Source organism: Intestinimonas massiliensis (ex Afouda et al. 2020), from assembly GCF_900626285.1.
Lineage (GTDB): Bacteria > Bacillota > Clostridia > Oscillospirales > Oscillospiraceae > Flavonifractor > Flavonifractor massiliensis_A.
This window is the reverse complement of record NZ_LR131148.1, coordinates 1-13,656: the sequence shown is the minus strand read 5'-3', so window position 1 is coordinate 13,656 and position 13,656 is coordinate 1. Positions and strand designations below refer to the sequence as shown.

General features: G+C 63.9%; 12 protein-coding genes. 1 reads left to right on the top strand and 11 read right to left on the bottom strand.

The features are described 5' to 3' along the window. Positions 1-10: 10 nt before the first annotated feature. The 4 genes from E0E41_RS15935 to E0E41_RS15920 form a co-directional block, all read right to left on the bottom strand. Positions 11-583, bottom strand: coding sequence for an indolepyruvate oxidoreductase subunit beta (locus E0E41_RS15935; RefSeq protein WP_130870891.1), 573 nt, complete (start codon positions 581-583; stop codon positions 11-13). Positions 584-586: 3 nt separating this feature from the next. Next, complete coding sequence (gene iorA / locus E0E41_RS15930) at positions 587-2,329, bottom strand: indolepyruvate ferredoxin oxidoreductase subunit alpha (protein ID WP_130870890.1); 1,743 nt, start codon at positions 2,327-2,329, stop codon at positions 587-589. Between the two features lie 151 nt (positions 2,330-2,480). After that, positions 2,481-4,061: a sodium:solute symporter family protein gene (locus E0E41_RS15925; RefSeq protein WP_242623851.1), complete on the bottom strand. Its 1,581-nt coding sequence runs from the start codon at positions 4,059-4,061 to the stop codon at positions 2,481-2,483. A 15-nt stretch (positions 4,062-4,076) separates the two neighbouring features. Further along, positions 4,077-5,714 (bottom strand): class I adenylate-forming enzyme family protein, encoded by a 1,638-nt coding sequence (locus E0E41_RS15920; protein WP_130870889.1) that lies wholly within the window; start codon positions 5,712-5,714, stop codon positions 4,077-4,079. Positions 5,715-6,010: 296 nt separating this feature from the next. Here E0E41_RS15920 and E0E41_RS15915 point away from each other — a divergent pair, with 296 nt between their 5' ends. Further along, positions 6,011-7,303, top strand: a complete 1,293-nt coding sequence (locus E0E41_RS15915; RefSeq protein WP_130871287.1) for a cation:proton antiporter — start codon at positions 6,011-6,013, stop codon at positions 7,301-7,303. Between the two features lie 51 nt (positions 7,304-7,354). Here E0E41_RS15915 and E0E41_RS15910 read toward each other — a convergent pair whose 3' ends face one another. The 7 genes from E0E41_RS15910 to E0E41_RS15880 form a co-directional block, all read right to left on the bottom strand. Beyond that, complete coding sequence (locus E0E41_RS15910; RefSeq protein ID WP_130870888.1) at positions 7,355-8,062, bottom strand: YoaK family protein; 708 nt, start codon at positions 8,060-8,062, stop codon at positions 7,355-7,357. A gap of 113 nt (positions 8,063-8,175) precedes the next feature. Then, a complete protein-coding gene (locus E0E41_RS15905) occupies positions 8,176-8,718 on the bottom strand; it encodes an NADH peroxidase (RefSeq protein ID WP_130870887.1) in 543 nt (180 codons plus the stop codon). Positions 8,719-8,849: 131 nt separating this feature from the next. Then, on the bottom strand, positions 8,850-9,440 hold the full coding sequence (locus tag E0E41_RS15900) for a toprim domain-containing protein (RefSeq protein ID WP_130870886.1): 591 nt from the start codon (positions 9,438-9,440) through the stop codon (positions 8,850-8,852). Next, entirely contained in the window at positions 9,441-9,872 is a 432-nt protein-coding gene (locus E0E41_RS15895) for a toxin-antitoxin system antitoxin subunit (RefSeq protein WP_130870885.1), read from the bottom strand. Position 9,873: 1 nt separating this feature from the next. Beyond that, a complete protein-coding gene (gene holA / locus E0E41_RS15890; protein ID WP_130870884.1) occupies positions 9,874-10,911 on the bottom strand; it encodes a DNA polymerase III subunit delta in 1,038 nt (345 codons plus the stop codon). Positions 10,912-10,923: 12 nt separating this feature from the next. Next, positions 10,924-13,191: a DNA internalization-related competence protein ComEC/Rec2 gene (locus E0E41_RS15885; RefSeq protein ID WP_130870883.1), complete on the bottom strand. Its 2,268-nt coding sequence runs from the start codon at positions 13,189-13,191 to the stop codon at positions 10,924-10,926. Then, positions 13,184-13,399: a helix-turn-helix domain-containing protein gene (locus tag E0E41_RS15880; protein ID WP_130870882.1), complete on the bottom strand. Its 216-nt coding sequence runs from the start codon at positions 13,397-13,399 to the stop codon at positions 13,184-13,186. The genes E0E41_RS15885 and E0E41_RS15880 overlap by 8 nt, the downstream gene beginning before the upstream one ends. Positions 13,400-13,656: the final 257 nt, after the last annotated feature.

Sequence of the window (13,656 nt, the reverse complement as noted above, 5' to 3'; positions counted from 1 at the left end):
TCCTTGTGCCTCAGGAATTTCTGCCCAGGTGGAAGGCTTTCCGGTTCAGCTCCAGGAACTTCTCCGGCACGCTGTTGGTGATGGCGGCCTGCCAGGTCTCCTCCGGCAGGTCGAAGTACCGGGACAGGCGGCCCATGAGCACCAGGTTCACCGCCTTGCTGCTCCCGGCCTCCTCCGCCAGGGCCAGGGCGTCCATGGCGTCCACCTTCGCTCCGGCGGCGGTCATCTTGTTCACCAGGTCCTGGGGATACTCCGCCGCGCCGGTGATCACCGGCATGGGGTTGATCTGCTGGGTGTTGGTGATGATCCGCCCGTCGGGCCGGAGGAACTCCAGCCACCGGGCGGCCTCCAGCAGCTCGAAGGAGACAATGAAGTCGGCCTCCCCCTTGTCAATGATGGGAGAATACACCTTGTCGCCGTAGCGGACGTAGGTGACCACGCTGCCCCCCCGCTGGCTCATGCCGTGGACCTCGGACACCTTCACGTCATAGCCCTGGTCCAGCAGCAGACGGCCCAGCAGCTTGCTGGCCAGCAGGGTGCCCTGGCCGCCCACACCTACGATCATGATATTTTTCGTCTGCATACCTTACACCTCCTGGGGCGCCTGGAGCGCGTCGAATTTGCACAGCTGCTCGCACACGCCGCAGCCCACGCACAGGGTGGCGTCCACCCCGGCCTTGCCGTCCCGGACGGAGATGGCGGGGCAGCCGATCTTCATGCAGGCCTTGCAGCCCACGCACTTGGATGTGTCCACCGTCAGGGGGGGCTTGTGCTTGACGTACTTCAGCAGGGCGCAGGGCCGGCGGGAGATGACCACCGACGCCTCGGGAGCCGCCAGCTCCTCCTGAATCACGCGCTCGCACTGGGCCAGGTCGTAGGGGTCCACCACCCGCACCCGCCGGATGCCCACCGCCTTGCACAGGGTCTCCAGGTCGATCTTGGTGCAGGGGTCCCCCTTCAGGTTGAAGCCGGTGGTGGGGTTCTGCTGGTGGCCGGTCATGCCGGTGATGGAGTTGTCCAGGATGATGACGGTGGCGTTGGATTCGTTGTAGGCGATGTTGACAAGCCCCGTGATGCCCGAGTGCATGAAGGTGGAGTCGCCGATGACCGCCACGGTTTTCCCGTCCATCTCTCCCCCGCTGGCCTTCAGAAAGCCGTGGAGGCCGGACACCGAGGCGCCCATGCAGATGGTGGAGTCGATGGCGCTGAGGGGGGCCACCGCCCCCAGGGTGTAGCAGCCGATGTCGCCCAGCACGGTGAGCTTCAGCTTATTTAAGGTATAGAACAGGCCCCGGTGGGGACAGCCGGCGCACATCACCGGAGGCCGGGCGGGGATGTTCTCCACCAGAGCCTTGCCGGCGTCGGGCACTACGCCCAGCTTCTCGGCCACCAGGTTCTGGCTCAGCTCCCCGATGGGGGAAAAGTAGTCCTTCCCCGCCAGGGCCAGACCCAGAGAACGGCAGTGGTCCTCGATGAAGCCGTCCAGCTCCTCCACCACCGTCAGCAGGTCCACCGAGGCGGCGAAGTCCCGGATCTTCTGGTCGGGCATGGGCCAGATCATGCCCAGCTTGAGCACCGGGAACCGGTCGCCGCACACCTCTTTCACATACTGATAGCTGGTGGAGGAGGTGATGATGCCGATCTTGTGGTCGCTCCCCTCCTCGACCCGGTTCAGGGGGGAGGTCTCGGCGTATTGCGCCAGGGCCGCCAGCCGCTCCTCCACCACCGGGTGGCGCAGCTTGGCGTAGCCGGGCATCATGATGTACTTGGCGGCCTTCTTCTCGTAGGGCACCGGGGCGGGCTCCACCCGCTGACCGGTCTCCACCACGCTCTGGGAGTGGGACACCCGGGTACACATCTTCAGCAGCACCGGGGTGTCGAACCGCTCGGACAGCTCGTAGGCCAGCTTGGCAAATTCCAGGCCCTCGGCGGAGTCGGCGGGCTCCAGCATGGGCAGCTTGGCGGCCTGGGCGTAGTGGCGGGAATCCTGCTCGTTCTGGGAGGAGTGCATCCCCGCGTCATCGGCCACGCCGATGACCATGCCGGCGTTGACGCCGGTGTAGGCGATGGTGAACAATGGGTCGGCGGCCACGTTGAGGCCCACGTGCTTCATGCCGCAGAAGGAGCGCTTCCCCGCCAGGCTGGCACCGAAGGCGGTCTCCATGGCCACCTTCTCGTTGGGGGCCCATTCGGCATAGATCTCGGGGTACTTGGCCGCGGCTTCGGTGATCTCGGTGCTGGGGGTGCCGGGATAGCTGGAGACAACGGCGCAGCCCGCCTCATAGAGGCCCCGGGCCACGGCTTCGTTGCCGAGCATCAGGGTTTTCATGGTGCATCTCTCCTTTTCAGAGGCCTGGAAAATAAAAAACGTCCTCTGCATCCCTGCAGAGGACGAAAAAATCCGGCGAAACGGCCTCTACCTGGTTCCGCTCTCGCAAAACTTTAGAACAAGTTTACTTTATCACTTTCCGCTGATAAAGTCAACGAGTTTTTCCGTCTTTCTCCAGGGCATTTCTGGGACCGATGGAGTCGGTAACCGCCACGGTGACGGTGCGCTTATAGCAGGCAAAGATCTCCTCCACCCGCTGTGCCGTTGGCGCCGGGGTAAGGACGCTCACCACCGGCACGATGATCAGCCCCGCCAGCATACAGAAGGCGCCGGCGTTGATGGGGGACCGGAGCAGGGCGGGAAAGGCGCTCCCCACAAAGATGTTGGCCAGCATCACCACGGTGGAGAACAGGAAACAGCACACGCAGGCGGCCTTGGTGGTGCGTTTCCAGTACAGGCCGTAGAGGAACGGGGCCAGGAAGCTGCCCGCCAGGGCGCCCCAGGACACCCCCATCAGCTGGGCGATGAAGGTCAGGTTGGAGCGGTACTGGACGATGGCCAGCACCACACTGATGGCGATGAACACCACCACCAGGGCCCTCATCCACCGCACCTGCCGTTTCTCCTCCATATCCTTGATGATGGTACCCTTGATGAAGTCCAGGGTGAGGGTGGAGCTGGAGGCCAGCACCAGGGAGCTGAGGGTGGACATGGAGGCGGAGAGCACCAGGATCACCACCACCGCGATGAGGATGGTGGGCAGGCCGGAGAGCATGGTGGGGATGATAGAGTCGTAGCCATCGGCGGCCACCGTCTCAGGGGTGGAGAACAGCCGGCCGAAGCCACCCAGGAAGTAGCATCCCCCCGCCACGATGAGGGCGAAGGCGGTGGAGATGACGGTGCCCTGGGTGATGGCGTCCTCGCTCCTGATGGCGTAGAACTTCTGCACCATCTGGGGCAGGCCCCAGGTGCCCAGGCTGGTGAGTACCACCACACCCAAAAGGCTGGGCAGATCGGGGCCGAAGAAGGAGGCAAACACGCCGGGGGTGTCGCTCACCGCCGGGTCGCTTACCCGGGCCAGGCCATCCAGGGCGTCCTGGAGCCCACCCTGGCTGTTCAGCACCGCCCAGATGACGGCAAGGATGCCGAAAATCATAATGATGCCCTGGATAAAGTCATTGATGGCGGTGGCCATGTAGCCTCCGGCGATGACGTATACCCCGGTGAGCACCGCCATCACCACCACGCAAACAGCGTAGTCGATGTGAAAGGCCATGGCGAACAGCCGGGACAGGCCGTTATACAGGCTGGCGGTATAGGGGATGAGGAAGATGAAAATAATCACCGAGGCGGCCAGCTTCAGCTTATTGCTGCCGAACCGGCGGCCGAAGAACTCGGGCATGGTGGCGCTGTCCAGGTGCTGGGTCATGATGCGGGTGCGCCGCCCCAGCACCACCCAGGCCAGCAGGGACCCCAGGAAGGCGTTGCCCAGCCCCGCCCAGGTGGATGCGATGCCGAACCGCCAGCCGAACTGGCCGGCGTAGCCCACAAAGACCACAGCGGAGAAGTAGCTGGTACCGTAGGCGAAGGCGGTGAGCCAGGGGCCTACCGACCGGCCGCCCAGCACGAAGCCGGCCACGTCGGTGGCGTGGCGGCGGCAGTAGAGGCCGATGCCCACCATCACGGCGAAGAACACCAGCAGCAGGGAGAGCTTGATCCACAGGTCTGTCATGCAGGCGCCCTCCTCTTACTGGGTGATCTGGGCTTCCACCAGGCGGCCCCGGCAGTACCTCTCCCGCAGCACCGGCTTCTCGATCTTGCCAGTGGGATTGCGGGGCACCTTGTCAAAGATGATCCGGCGGGGCCGCTTGTACCGGGGCAGCTCCTGGCAGAAAGCCCGGATCTCCTCCTCGGTACAGGTGACGCCCTCCTTGACCTCCACGATGGCGGCGGCGATCTCGCCCAGCCGGTGGTCGGGCAGGCCGATGACCGCCACGTCCTTGATCTTGTCGAACCGGCGGAGGAAGTCCTCGATCTGCACCGGGTACAGGTTCTCGCCGCCGGAGATGACCACGTCCTTCTTCCGGTCCACCAGGTAGATGAAGCCCTCGGCATCCACCTCCGCCATGTCGCCGGTGTACAGCCAGTCCCCCTTCAGCACCTCGGCGGTGGCCTCCGGGTTCTTGTAATAGCACTGCATCACGCCGGGGCCGCTGACCGCCAGCTCGCCCACCTGGCCCTGGGGCACCTCGTCCCCGTTTTCATCCACCACCTTGGCCTGCCACAGGTAGCCGGGCTTGCCGATGGCCCCCACCTTGCGGATGTTTTCCACACCCAGGTGGACGCAGCCCGGGCCGATGGATTCGCTGAGGCCGTAGTTGGTGTCGTACAGGTGGTGGGGGAACACCTTTTTCCACCGGTGGATCAGGCTGGGGGGCACCGGCTGGGCGCCGATGTGCATCAGCCGCCACTGGTCCAGCAGGTAGTCGTCCAGGTTGACCGCCCCGCTGTCGATGGCGTCCAGGATGTCCTGGGCCCAGGGCACCAGCAGCCAGACGATGGTGCACTTCTCCTCGGTCACCGTCCGCAGGATCCACTGGGGGGACACCCCCCGCAGCAGCACCGCCTTGCCGCCGGTGGCCAGGGAGCCGAACCAGTGCATCTTGGCGCCGGTGTGGTACAGGGGCGGGATGCACAAAAACACGTCCTCATGGGTCTGGCCGTGGTGGTGCTGCTCGGTGAGGCAGGCGGACATGAGGGCCTTGTGGTTATGCAGGATGGCCTTGGGGAAGCCGGTGGTGCCCGAGGAGAAGTAGATGGCCGCCAGGTCGCTGAGCTCCAGATGGACCGGCGGATTCTCAAAGGAGCAGTACATCACCAGCTCCCGGTAGCTCTCGGCAAAGGCGGGGATCCTGTTGCCCACATAGAACCACAGGCGCACCCGGTCCAGGGCGGGCAGGATGGGCTCCAGCCGGTCCACGAATTCCGGGCCGAACACCAGCACCTCCACATCCGCCAGATCCAGACAGTACTGGATCTCGTCGGAGGAATACCGGAAATTCAGAGGCACCGCCAGACAGCCCGCCTTCAGGATGCCGAAATAGATGGGCAGCCACTCCAGGCAGTTCATCAGCAGGATGCCCACCTTGGTCCCCCGCTTGACCCCCCGGCTCAGCAGCAGGTTGGCAAAGCGGTTGGCCTTCTTGTCAAACTGCCCCCAGGTCATCTCCCGTCGGTAGGGCTCGTCGGGGCGGCTGCGCTCGATCAGGCTGAACTCCCGCCAGGTGGTGGCCCGGTCCCGCTCTTCCGACGGGTTGATCTCCACCAGAGCCGTCTCGTCCCGGTACAGCCGGGCGTTGCGCTCCAGAAATTCCGTGATTACCATATCGCTTTCTCTCCCCGTTTTCCCCCGGCCCCACGCCGGGGAAAGGTGTGGATTTTCACTGTCGCTTATTTTACCGCTTTAAATGGCAAAAGTCAAGCCCACCCGACAGGAACTGGATATTCTTCCACCCCACGCCCAATTTTCTGGCTTTTCCGCTCTGCCTGCCGGGAAAAACTGTATCGTTGCCGGAATTTCTTCCTTAAAACGCCGAATTTCTATCCAGGTTGACTGTTGACTTTATGTCTGATTGCCCCTACGATCTATGATGCACTTGTAATACCGTGAGAGGAGTGTTTATCATGAGCTATCATTTCCTGTTTGAGATCGCTCTGATCCTGCTGAGCACCAAGGTGCTGGGCATCATCACCAAGCGGTTTGCCCTGCCCCAGGTGGTGGGCGCCCTGCTGGCCGGTCTGATCATGGGGCCCGCTATGCTGAATATTCTGCAGGAGACCTCCCTGATGGATCAGCTGGCCGAGCTGGGCGTCATCGTGCTGATGTTCAATGCCGGTCTGGAAACCGATCTGGGAGAACTGAAAAAAGCCGGAAAGTCCGCCTTCATCATCGCCCTCATCGGCGTGCTGGTACCCCTGGCCGGCGGCTTCGTCCTGGCCAGCTTCTTCAACCAGGGTCCGGACACCATGCTGCAGAACTGCTTCATCGGCGTGGTGCTCACCGCCACCTCCGTCAGCATCACGGTGGAGACCCTGAAGGAGATCGGCAAGCTGTCCACCCGCTCGGGCAACGCCATCCTGGGCGCCGCTATCATTGACGACGTGCTGGGCATCATCGCCCTCACCATCATCACCAGCCTGGCGGGCACCGGTGCCAACCTGGTGATGGTGCTGGTGAAGATCGCCGCCTTCTTCGCCGTCAGCGTGGTGGTGTGGATGATCTTCCACCGGGTGGTGGAGTGGTGGTTCAAACGGTACGACCGGGACAAGCGCCGCTTCGTGGTCATCTCCTTTGCCTGCTGCCTGCTGTACGCCTATGTGGCAGAAGCCTTCTTCGGCGTGGCCGACATCACAGGCGCCTACATCGCCGGTCTGATCTTCGCCAAGACCCCCCGGGTCACCTACCTGCAGGACCGGTTCGAGACCCTGTCCTATACCCTTCTCTCCCCCATCTTCTTTGCCAGCCTGGGGCTGAAGGTGGTCCTGCCCCAGATGAGCATGGCCATCGTGCTCTTCTCCATTCTGCTCATTCTGTGGGCAGTGGTGTCCAAGGTCATCGGCTGCGGACTGGGCGCAAAGATCTGTCACTACTCCGGGCAGGATTCCCTGCGCATCGGCGTAGGCATGATCTCCCGTGGTGAGGTGGCCCTGATCGTGGCCAACGACGGTATCGCCGCCGGTCTGATGCGGCAGGACTTCTTCGGACCGGTGGTGCTGATGGTCATTGCCACCACCATCCTGACCCCCATTCTTCTGAAGCTGGTCTACCGCGGCAAGGAGAAGGACTACAGCGACCTGCAGGAGAGCGAGCTGGTCAACCGCTACGAGGACGCCGAGGCCTTCGACCTGGCCTCCCAGGCCCTGCTGGAAGATCACGAGCGTCTGCGGGACGGCGAAGCCCGGCACAAATCCTGACAGAAGCCAAAAAGAGAGGGACGGCAACAGGCCGTCCCTCTCTTTTTCTGTTCAGTCCGCCGCCTTTTCCTGGGCCAGGTCCGCCCGGATCAGGTCGGCCAGCAGGATGGCCAGGGGAATCAGGACGGCCCAGATGGCCCGCCCCCGGAACAGCCGGCACAGAATGGTGGAAATGATGCCGCCCACCACAAAGACCCCGATCATCTCCAGGTGGCAGTACATCCGCTTTCTGTCCTTCACGTCGCCGCTGCGGAGAGCCTTGCAGCAGGCGATGCCCGTCTGCCGCAGGTGGTTGGTGCAGAAGGTGGTGGCCATGGGGATCCCCTGGGCCGCCCGGAAGGTGTTGTACTGCATGGAGCACATGAAGTTGATGATGACCTGGGAGATCTGGTAGGGGGCGGTCTCCGGGATCAGGCCCAGGACCGCCACAAAGCACATCTCAATGCCGATCAGCATGGTCTCCCAGTGGAGGGAAAACTTCCACCGGGGGGAGGAAAAGGCCAGCTCCGTCAGGAAGGCGCCCAGGAAATAGGCGGTCATGGGGATCAGGTAGTACAGGGCCTTGCCCCAGTGGGCGTCTCCCACCGCCATGGCAAACAGCACGAAGTTGGCGGTCTGGGCGTTGCAGAACACCCCGCCCCGGATGCTGTAGGTGAACGCGCCGTAAAAACCGCTCACCGCCATCAGGATGGAGTAGACCCACCACCGCTCGCTCTCCCGATACTGGCCGTTGTCGTCGTATAGCTGAAGTCGAATCATACTCTCTTCCCCCGTTCCATACCATTCTAACGCGGTATTTCCCCCTTTGTCAAAAAAGAAAATGGCAAAAAAAGATCCCGGTCCGTTGGACCGGGATCTTTTGCTCAGTCAGATTAGCCGAAGTAGCGCTTCAGCAGGCCCTCGAAAGCCTTGCCGTGACGGGCCTCGTCGCGGGCCATCTCGTGGACGGTGTCGTGGATGGCGTCCAGGTTCAGCTCCTTGGCCTTCTTGGCCAGGTCGAACTTGCCCTGGGTAGCGCCGTTCTCGGCGTCCACACGCATCTCCAGGTTCTTCTTGGTGGAGTCGGTCAGGACCTCGCCCAGCAGCTCGGCGAACTTGGCGGCGTGCTCGGCCTCCTCCAGAGCGGCCTTCTCCCAGTACAGGCCGATCTCGGGATAGCCCTCACGGTGAGCCACACGGCTCATGGCCAGGTACATACCGACCTCGGAGCACTCGCCCTGGAAGTTCTCACGCAGGCCCTGGATGATCTCCTCGGGAGCGCCCTTGGCTACGCCGACAACGTGCTCGGCAGCCCAGGTACGGTCGCCGCCCTGGAGCACGAACTTCTCCTTGGGAGCCTTGCAGATGGGGCAGAAGTCGGGAGCGGAATCTCCCTCGTGAACGTAACCGCAGACAGAGCAAACCCACTTTTTCATATTAGTTGCCTCCTAATTTCATTTTTTATGTCATTCTTATTTAGCGGAAGTGCTAATCAGTAATGATTATCATTTCTGTTAATAAGATAGCATAACTTAACTTTCCCGTCAAGTGTTTTTTCAAAAAATTTTTAGCTGTCCAGGACAGCGGCCAGCTCCTCATAGGAGTACAGGGCGTTGAGCACCTCCAGCATGGCGTTGGGGGACAGGTGCTCGGGCAGGGAGAGGCGCTTGAGCAGCGCCTTCCGCTTCTCCCCCGCGCCGGGGCCGCCGGACAGGCCCAGGGCGAACAGGTCCGCCTTGGTGATGGGACGGCGGGGCGGCTGATCCTCCCCGCTGCCGTCCAGGAAGGTGGCTCCCGCCCGGCGGAGGGCCTCCTCCAGCACAGCGGGGCGCATGCCCTCCACCCCCAGCTTGCCCTCCTTGCCGGGGGTGCGCTTGCGCCGCTCCTTGCCCAGGATATCGGGCACATAGGCGTGCTTCACCCGGTCGGGGGGGATACTCCCCTTGAGAAAATTGCGGATGACGAAGCCCGCCCCGTCGGGGTCGGTGAGGATGATCAGCCCCCGCTCCTCCGCCAGCCGGCGGAAGAGGGCCAGCTTCTCCCCGTCCTTGAAGATGCCGAAGCCGGAGGTCTCCAGGATCACGGTGTCCACCAGCTGGGAGAGGGTGTTTTTATCATAGCGGCCTTCCACCACGATGGCCTCCCGGATGCGCAGCACTCAGTTCCACCCCAGGCAGGCGTAGCCCGCGTACCAGCCGTCGCCCAAATGCTCGGTGTACAGCACCCCGGGCCGGGCGCTCCCCCGCCAGGGCACGCAGCGCACCTCGGTCAGGGTGTCCAGGGGCTTGCTGGCCAGCCAGGCGGCGGCACGGCCCCCCCGCAGCAGCAGGATGGCGGCGCCTCCCTCCACCCGGATGGAGTCCAGCTCCACCCCGTCCAGGGGCACGGGGCCCAGGGCGTCGGCGGCCAGCTCCCCGTTCTTGGCGGCGGCACGGACGGCCTCCAGCTCGTCCTTGCGGACGCTGCACAGGCGGTGGACCTCCCGGCGGATCTGCTCCACCTGTCCCTTCCGGCTGTTCCCGGTCAGGTACCAGCCGGCAATTCCGGCGGCGGCCAGGGCCGCCGCTTTTACCATCGTGGATTTTTTCATATTAGGCTCCTTTCTTCACAGCCAGCTCCATGAGCAGGGCGATGAGCAGCTCCTCCCCGTCGGCGCCGGTGGATTTCATAGCGAGATCGGTCTCCCCGCAGCGGATCACCGCCCGGCGGCACCAGGGCAGGGAGAAGCGTTTGGCGGACTGCATCAGCCGCTCCGCCGGGTAGGAGGAGCGCATGGCCCACAGGTCCATCAGATATCTGGTCCCCTTCCGCTGTTCCAGGGCCAGCCGGGCGGTGTAGAGCTGCCGCAGCTGCTTGCCCAGCACGGAGAGGAGCTTGATGGGGGCCTCCTGCATGTGGAGCAGGTCCCCCAGCACCGCCGCCGCCTTGTCAAAGTCCCCGGCGGCGATGGCGTCGGTCATCTGGAACACCACCGCGTCCAGCTGGGGGGTAGCCACCGCGTCGATGTCCGCCCGGGTCACCCGCCGGTGGGAGGCGTAGGCCCCGATCTTCCCGATCTCGGAGATGAGGGTGGTCATCAGGTCCCCGCACAGGAAGATGAGGTAGCGGGCGTCCTCACTGCCGATGTCGTGGTCCAGGGCCTTGAACCGGCGGGCGATCCAGTCCACCAGATCCCCCTGGTCCTGGCGGTTGAAGGCCACCACCAGCCCCTTCTCCTTCAAAAGCCCCGCCAGCTTGGTGCGGGCGTCGGCCTTGTACTCGATGAGGTCATAGACGAACACCAGGCACACGTAGTCGGGCAGATCCTTCAGCACAGCCATCAGGCTGTCCTTGTCTCCTTTATATATATCATAGTCGTTGACCACGATCATGGTCCGCTGGCTCATCATGGGCAGGCAGTCCACCAGCTGGCCCAGGGTTTTTACGTCAAACTCCTTCCCGTTGATGGTATGCAGGTTGAACTCCTCCATACCGGCGGGCAGGAGCTTCTGCTTCATCTGCCCCAGGTAGTAGTCCCGGAGGTAGGTCTCCTCCCCGTGAAAGACGTAGAGGCTGCCGATCTCTCCCGATTTAATCTGCTTCTTTAATAATTGGTAAGCCCCGTCGTCCGGCTTCTTTTTGGGCGGCATGGCGATCCTCCTTTAATGCGCGGTAATGGTAACGGTCCCGGACCAGTCGGTGCGGTAGATGTCGCACCCGGCGGCGGACAGCCGCTCCAGGGTCTCGTCCGCGGGATGGCCGTATGAATTATAGCCCACGGAGATCACCGCCGTCTCCGGCCGTGCGGCCAGCAGCAGCTCCTCCGAGGTGGCATATTTGGACCCGTGGTGGCCCGCCACCAGCAGTTCGATGTCCGGCAGGTCCCCGTATTTGACAAGGCGGCCCTCAATGATCTGGTCCATGTCCCCGGTGATGAGGGCGTCGAAGTCCCCGGCGGTGGCCAGCACGCTGAGGCCCTCCTCGTTGGCGTCGCCGCCGCCCAGGGGCGGGTAGATGGTGAGGGAGCCGCTCCCCAGGGTCAGGTCCGCCCGCTCGGTCAGCAGCAGGGTGTCCACGCCCTTCTCCTCCGCCAGGGCCAGAATGGACTGGCGCAGGGGGTCCTCCGGTTCCACGTCGGGGAGCACCAGCAGGCCCACCTTCATCCGCTCCAGCAGACGGGCCACGCCGTTGGCATGGTCGTCATGATAGTGGGTGAGCACCACCACGTCCACCCGGCTCAGGCCCAGGCCCTGGAAGTAGTCCGCCGCTATATCCCCGGCGTTATCCATGCCGCTGCCCCCGCAGTCCACCAGGGCGGAGGCGCCCTGGGCATAGACGGCGGCGGACAGCCCCTGACCCACGTCCAGCACCGACACCGTCATCTGTCCGGCGGTATAGGTCCCGGCGTGGAGGAGCAGGGCCCAGCACAGCCCGGCGGCGCTCAGGCCGAAGGGGAGTACCAGCCGCTGCCGCCCACCCCGCAGGATGAGCCACACCAGCAGCAGAGCGTACACCAGGCCCAGCCAGGCCTTGATGTAGAAGGACCCGGCGGACACCGCCGCGAAGGGGAAGGCGGCCAACAGGGGCACCATCCACAGCAGATAGTATCCCGCCAGGGAGACGATCAGGGCCAGCAGGGCCGCCAGGCCGGGCAGGAGCAAGCCCACCACCGCCACCACCAATCCGCCCAGGAACAGGTCGGACACCGCCCACAGGGTGAGCAGGTTGGCCAGGGGCGAGATGAGGGCGACCGTATCAAAGTACCAGGCCGACAGGGGCGTGGTAAAGGCGATGGCACCCAAAGAGACGGCCAGGCTGGCTGCGACGAACCGGAAGACCATACAGCCCAGCCGGGGCCAGAAGCCCTTGGGCTTATAGGGCAGCCAGTCCTGCCACCGGTGGCACAGAGGCCCGGTGAACAGGTAGATGCCCGCCGCCGCCGCGAAGGAGAGCTGGAGGGAAATGCTGGCCGCGGCGTAGGGGTTCTGGACCAGCAGGAGCATCAGGATGGTACAAAGGGAGGTGGCCCGGTCGTCCTCCCGGTCCAGGAGCGGGGCCAGCAGCAGCATGGACTGCATAAAGGCCGCCCGGAGCACCGACGGCGTATTTCCCGCAGCGGCGGCGAAGAAGAACATCAGGGCGATGCCCACCCCGGCAGACCGCCGCCGGTGACGCCCCAGCAGGGTGGTGATGAGCCCGGCCAGGAAGGACACATGGAGGCCGGACACCGCCACCACATGGGCGGTCCCCGTCCGCCGCAGGGCGGAGTAGAAGCCGCCGTCCAGGCCTGAGGTGTCGCCGGTGATGAGGGCGCAGACCAGAGGTCCCACGGAATCAGGGAAGGCCCGCAGGGCGCTTTGGCGGATGGCATAGGACACGTACACCGGCCAGTACCGCACCGGCACCCGGTCCGGGCGGGTCACAGAGGCCTTGTCCCGGGCGTAGGCCCGGAGGGTGACCCCCTTGGAATAATAGTAGTCGCTGTTCTCCCCGGACAGGGTGTCCGCCAGCTCAAAGGAGGCGGTCACCGTCAGTTCATCTCCCGGCCGCAGGTCCTCCGGCACCACTTCCAGCCACAGCAGGGCCTTCAGCCAGCCCCCTTCCTCCCGGCGGAACCTGACCTCCACCCAGTGGGAGTTTTCCTCCGGCCAGTCATTTACCTGGGCGGTGATGGTTTCCTCGGTGCCGGCCAGCAGACGGGCCGGGGTGTGGAACAGGGCGGTATACACCCCCGTCCACAAAAGCCCTGTACCCAGGCCGAAGCCCAGCAGGAGCAGCCCCAGACGGCGGTTGCCCCGGAACAAAAGTCCGGTCAGACCGGCGGCGGCGCACAAAGCCCCCGCCGGAAGGAGCAGCTCCTCCGGCAGCAGGTAGACCGCCAGGAACACCGCCCCCGCATAAGCGCCGGCAAACCAGGCCAGCTTACGCACGGGGCGCCGGGTCGTCGGTCAGGCCCAGGATATAATCGGTACTGGTGTGGTAAAGCTCCGCCAATTTCAGCACCGCCCACACCGGGATCTCACGGATGCCTTTCTCATAGCGGCGGTAGACCTCCAAATTCATGTTCAGATAATCGGCAACCGCCCGTTGGGTCATGTCGTTGTCTGTACGCAGGTCGGAAATACGGCGAAAATACATAGTATCACCCGAGCAAAATGCTACCATTCGGTAGCATGCCCGGCTCATTTTAACGCCATACGGCTTTATTTTAGCAAAGCCGGAAGGGGTTTTCAACCCTGGGGAGGCACGGGCCTCCGGCGGCACCGCTTTCTTTCCAAAGAAAGCGGCGGGAAAGAAAGGGTCGGGGGGGGGGATTCCGATTTCCCCCGCCCCAACACCCCCCCCCCCTTCAAAGGCCAACAAAGGGGGGATTCGGATTTCCCCCCTTTTGTATA

What these genes read in the sequence shown, in the direction of transcription:
- E0E41_RS15935 (WP_130870891.1), bottom strand. Translation starts at nt 583, where the DNA reads ATGCAGACGAAAAATATCATGATCGTAGGTGTGGGCGGCCAGGGCACC.
- iorA (WP_130870890.1), bottom strand. Translation starts at nt 2,329, where the DNA reads ATGAAAACCCTGATGCTCGGCAACGAAGCCGTGGCCCGGGGCCTCTAT.
- E0E41_RS15925 (WP_242623851.1), bottom strand. Translation starts at nt 4,061, where the DNA reads ATGACAGACCTGTGGATCAAGCTCTCCCTGCTGCTGGTGTTCTTCGCC.
- E0E41_RS15920 (WP_130870889.1), bottom strand. Translation starts at nt 5,714, where the DNA reads ATGGTAATCACGGAATTTCTGGAGCGCAACGCCCGGCTGTACCGGGAC.
- E0E41_RS15910 (WP_130870888.1), bottom strand. Translation starts at nt 8,062, where the DNA reads ATGATTCGACTTCAGCTATACGACGACAACGGCCAGTATCGGGAGAGC.
- E0E41_RS15905 (WP_130870887.1), bottom strand. Translation starts at nt 8,718, where the DNA reads ATGAAAAAGTGGGTTTGCTCTGTCTGCGGTTACGTTCACGAGGGAGAT.
- E0E41_RS15895 (WP_130870885.1), bottom strand. Translation starts at nt 9,872, where the DNA reads ATGAAAAAATCCACGATGGTAAAAGCGGCGGCCCTGGCCGCCGCCGGA.
- holA (WP_130870884.1), bottom strand. Translation starts at nt 10,911, where the DNA reads ATGCCGCCCAAAAAGAAGCCGGACGACGGGGCTTACCAATTATTAAAG.
- E0E41_RS15880 (WP_130870882.1), bottom strand. Translation starts at nt 13,399, where the DNA reads ATGTATTTTCGCCGTATTTCCGACCTGCGTACAGACAACGACATGACC.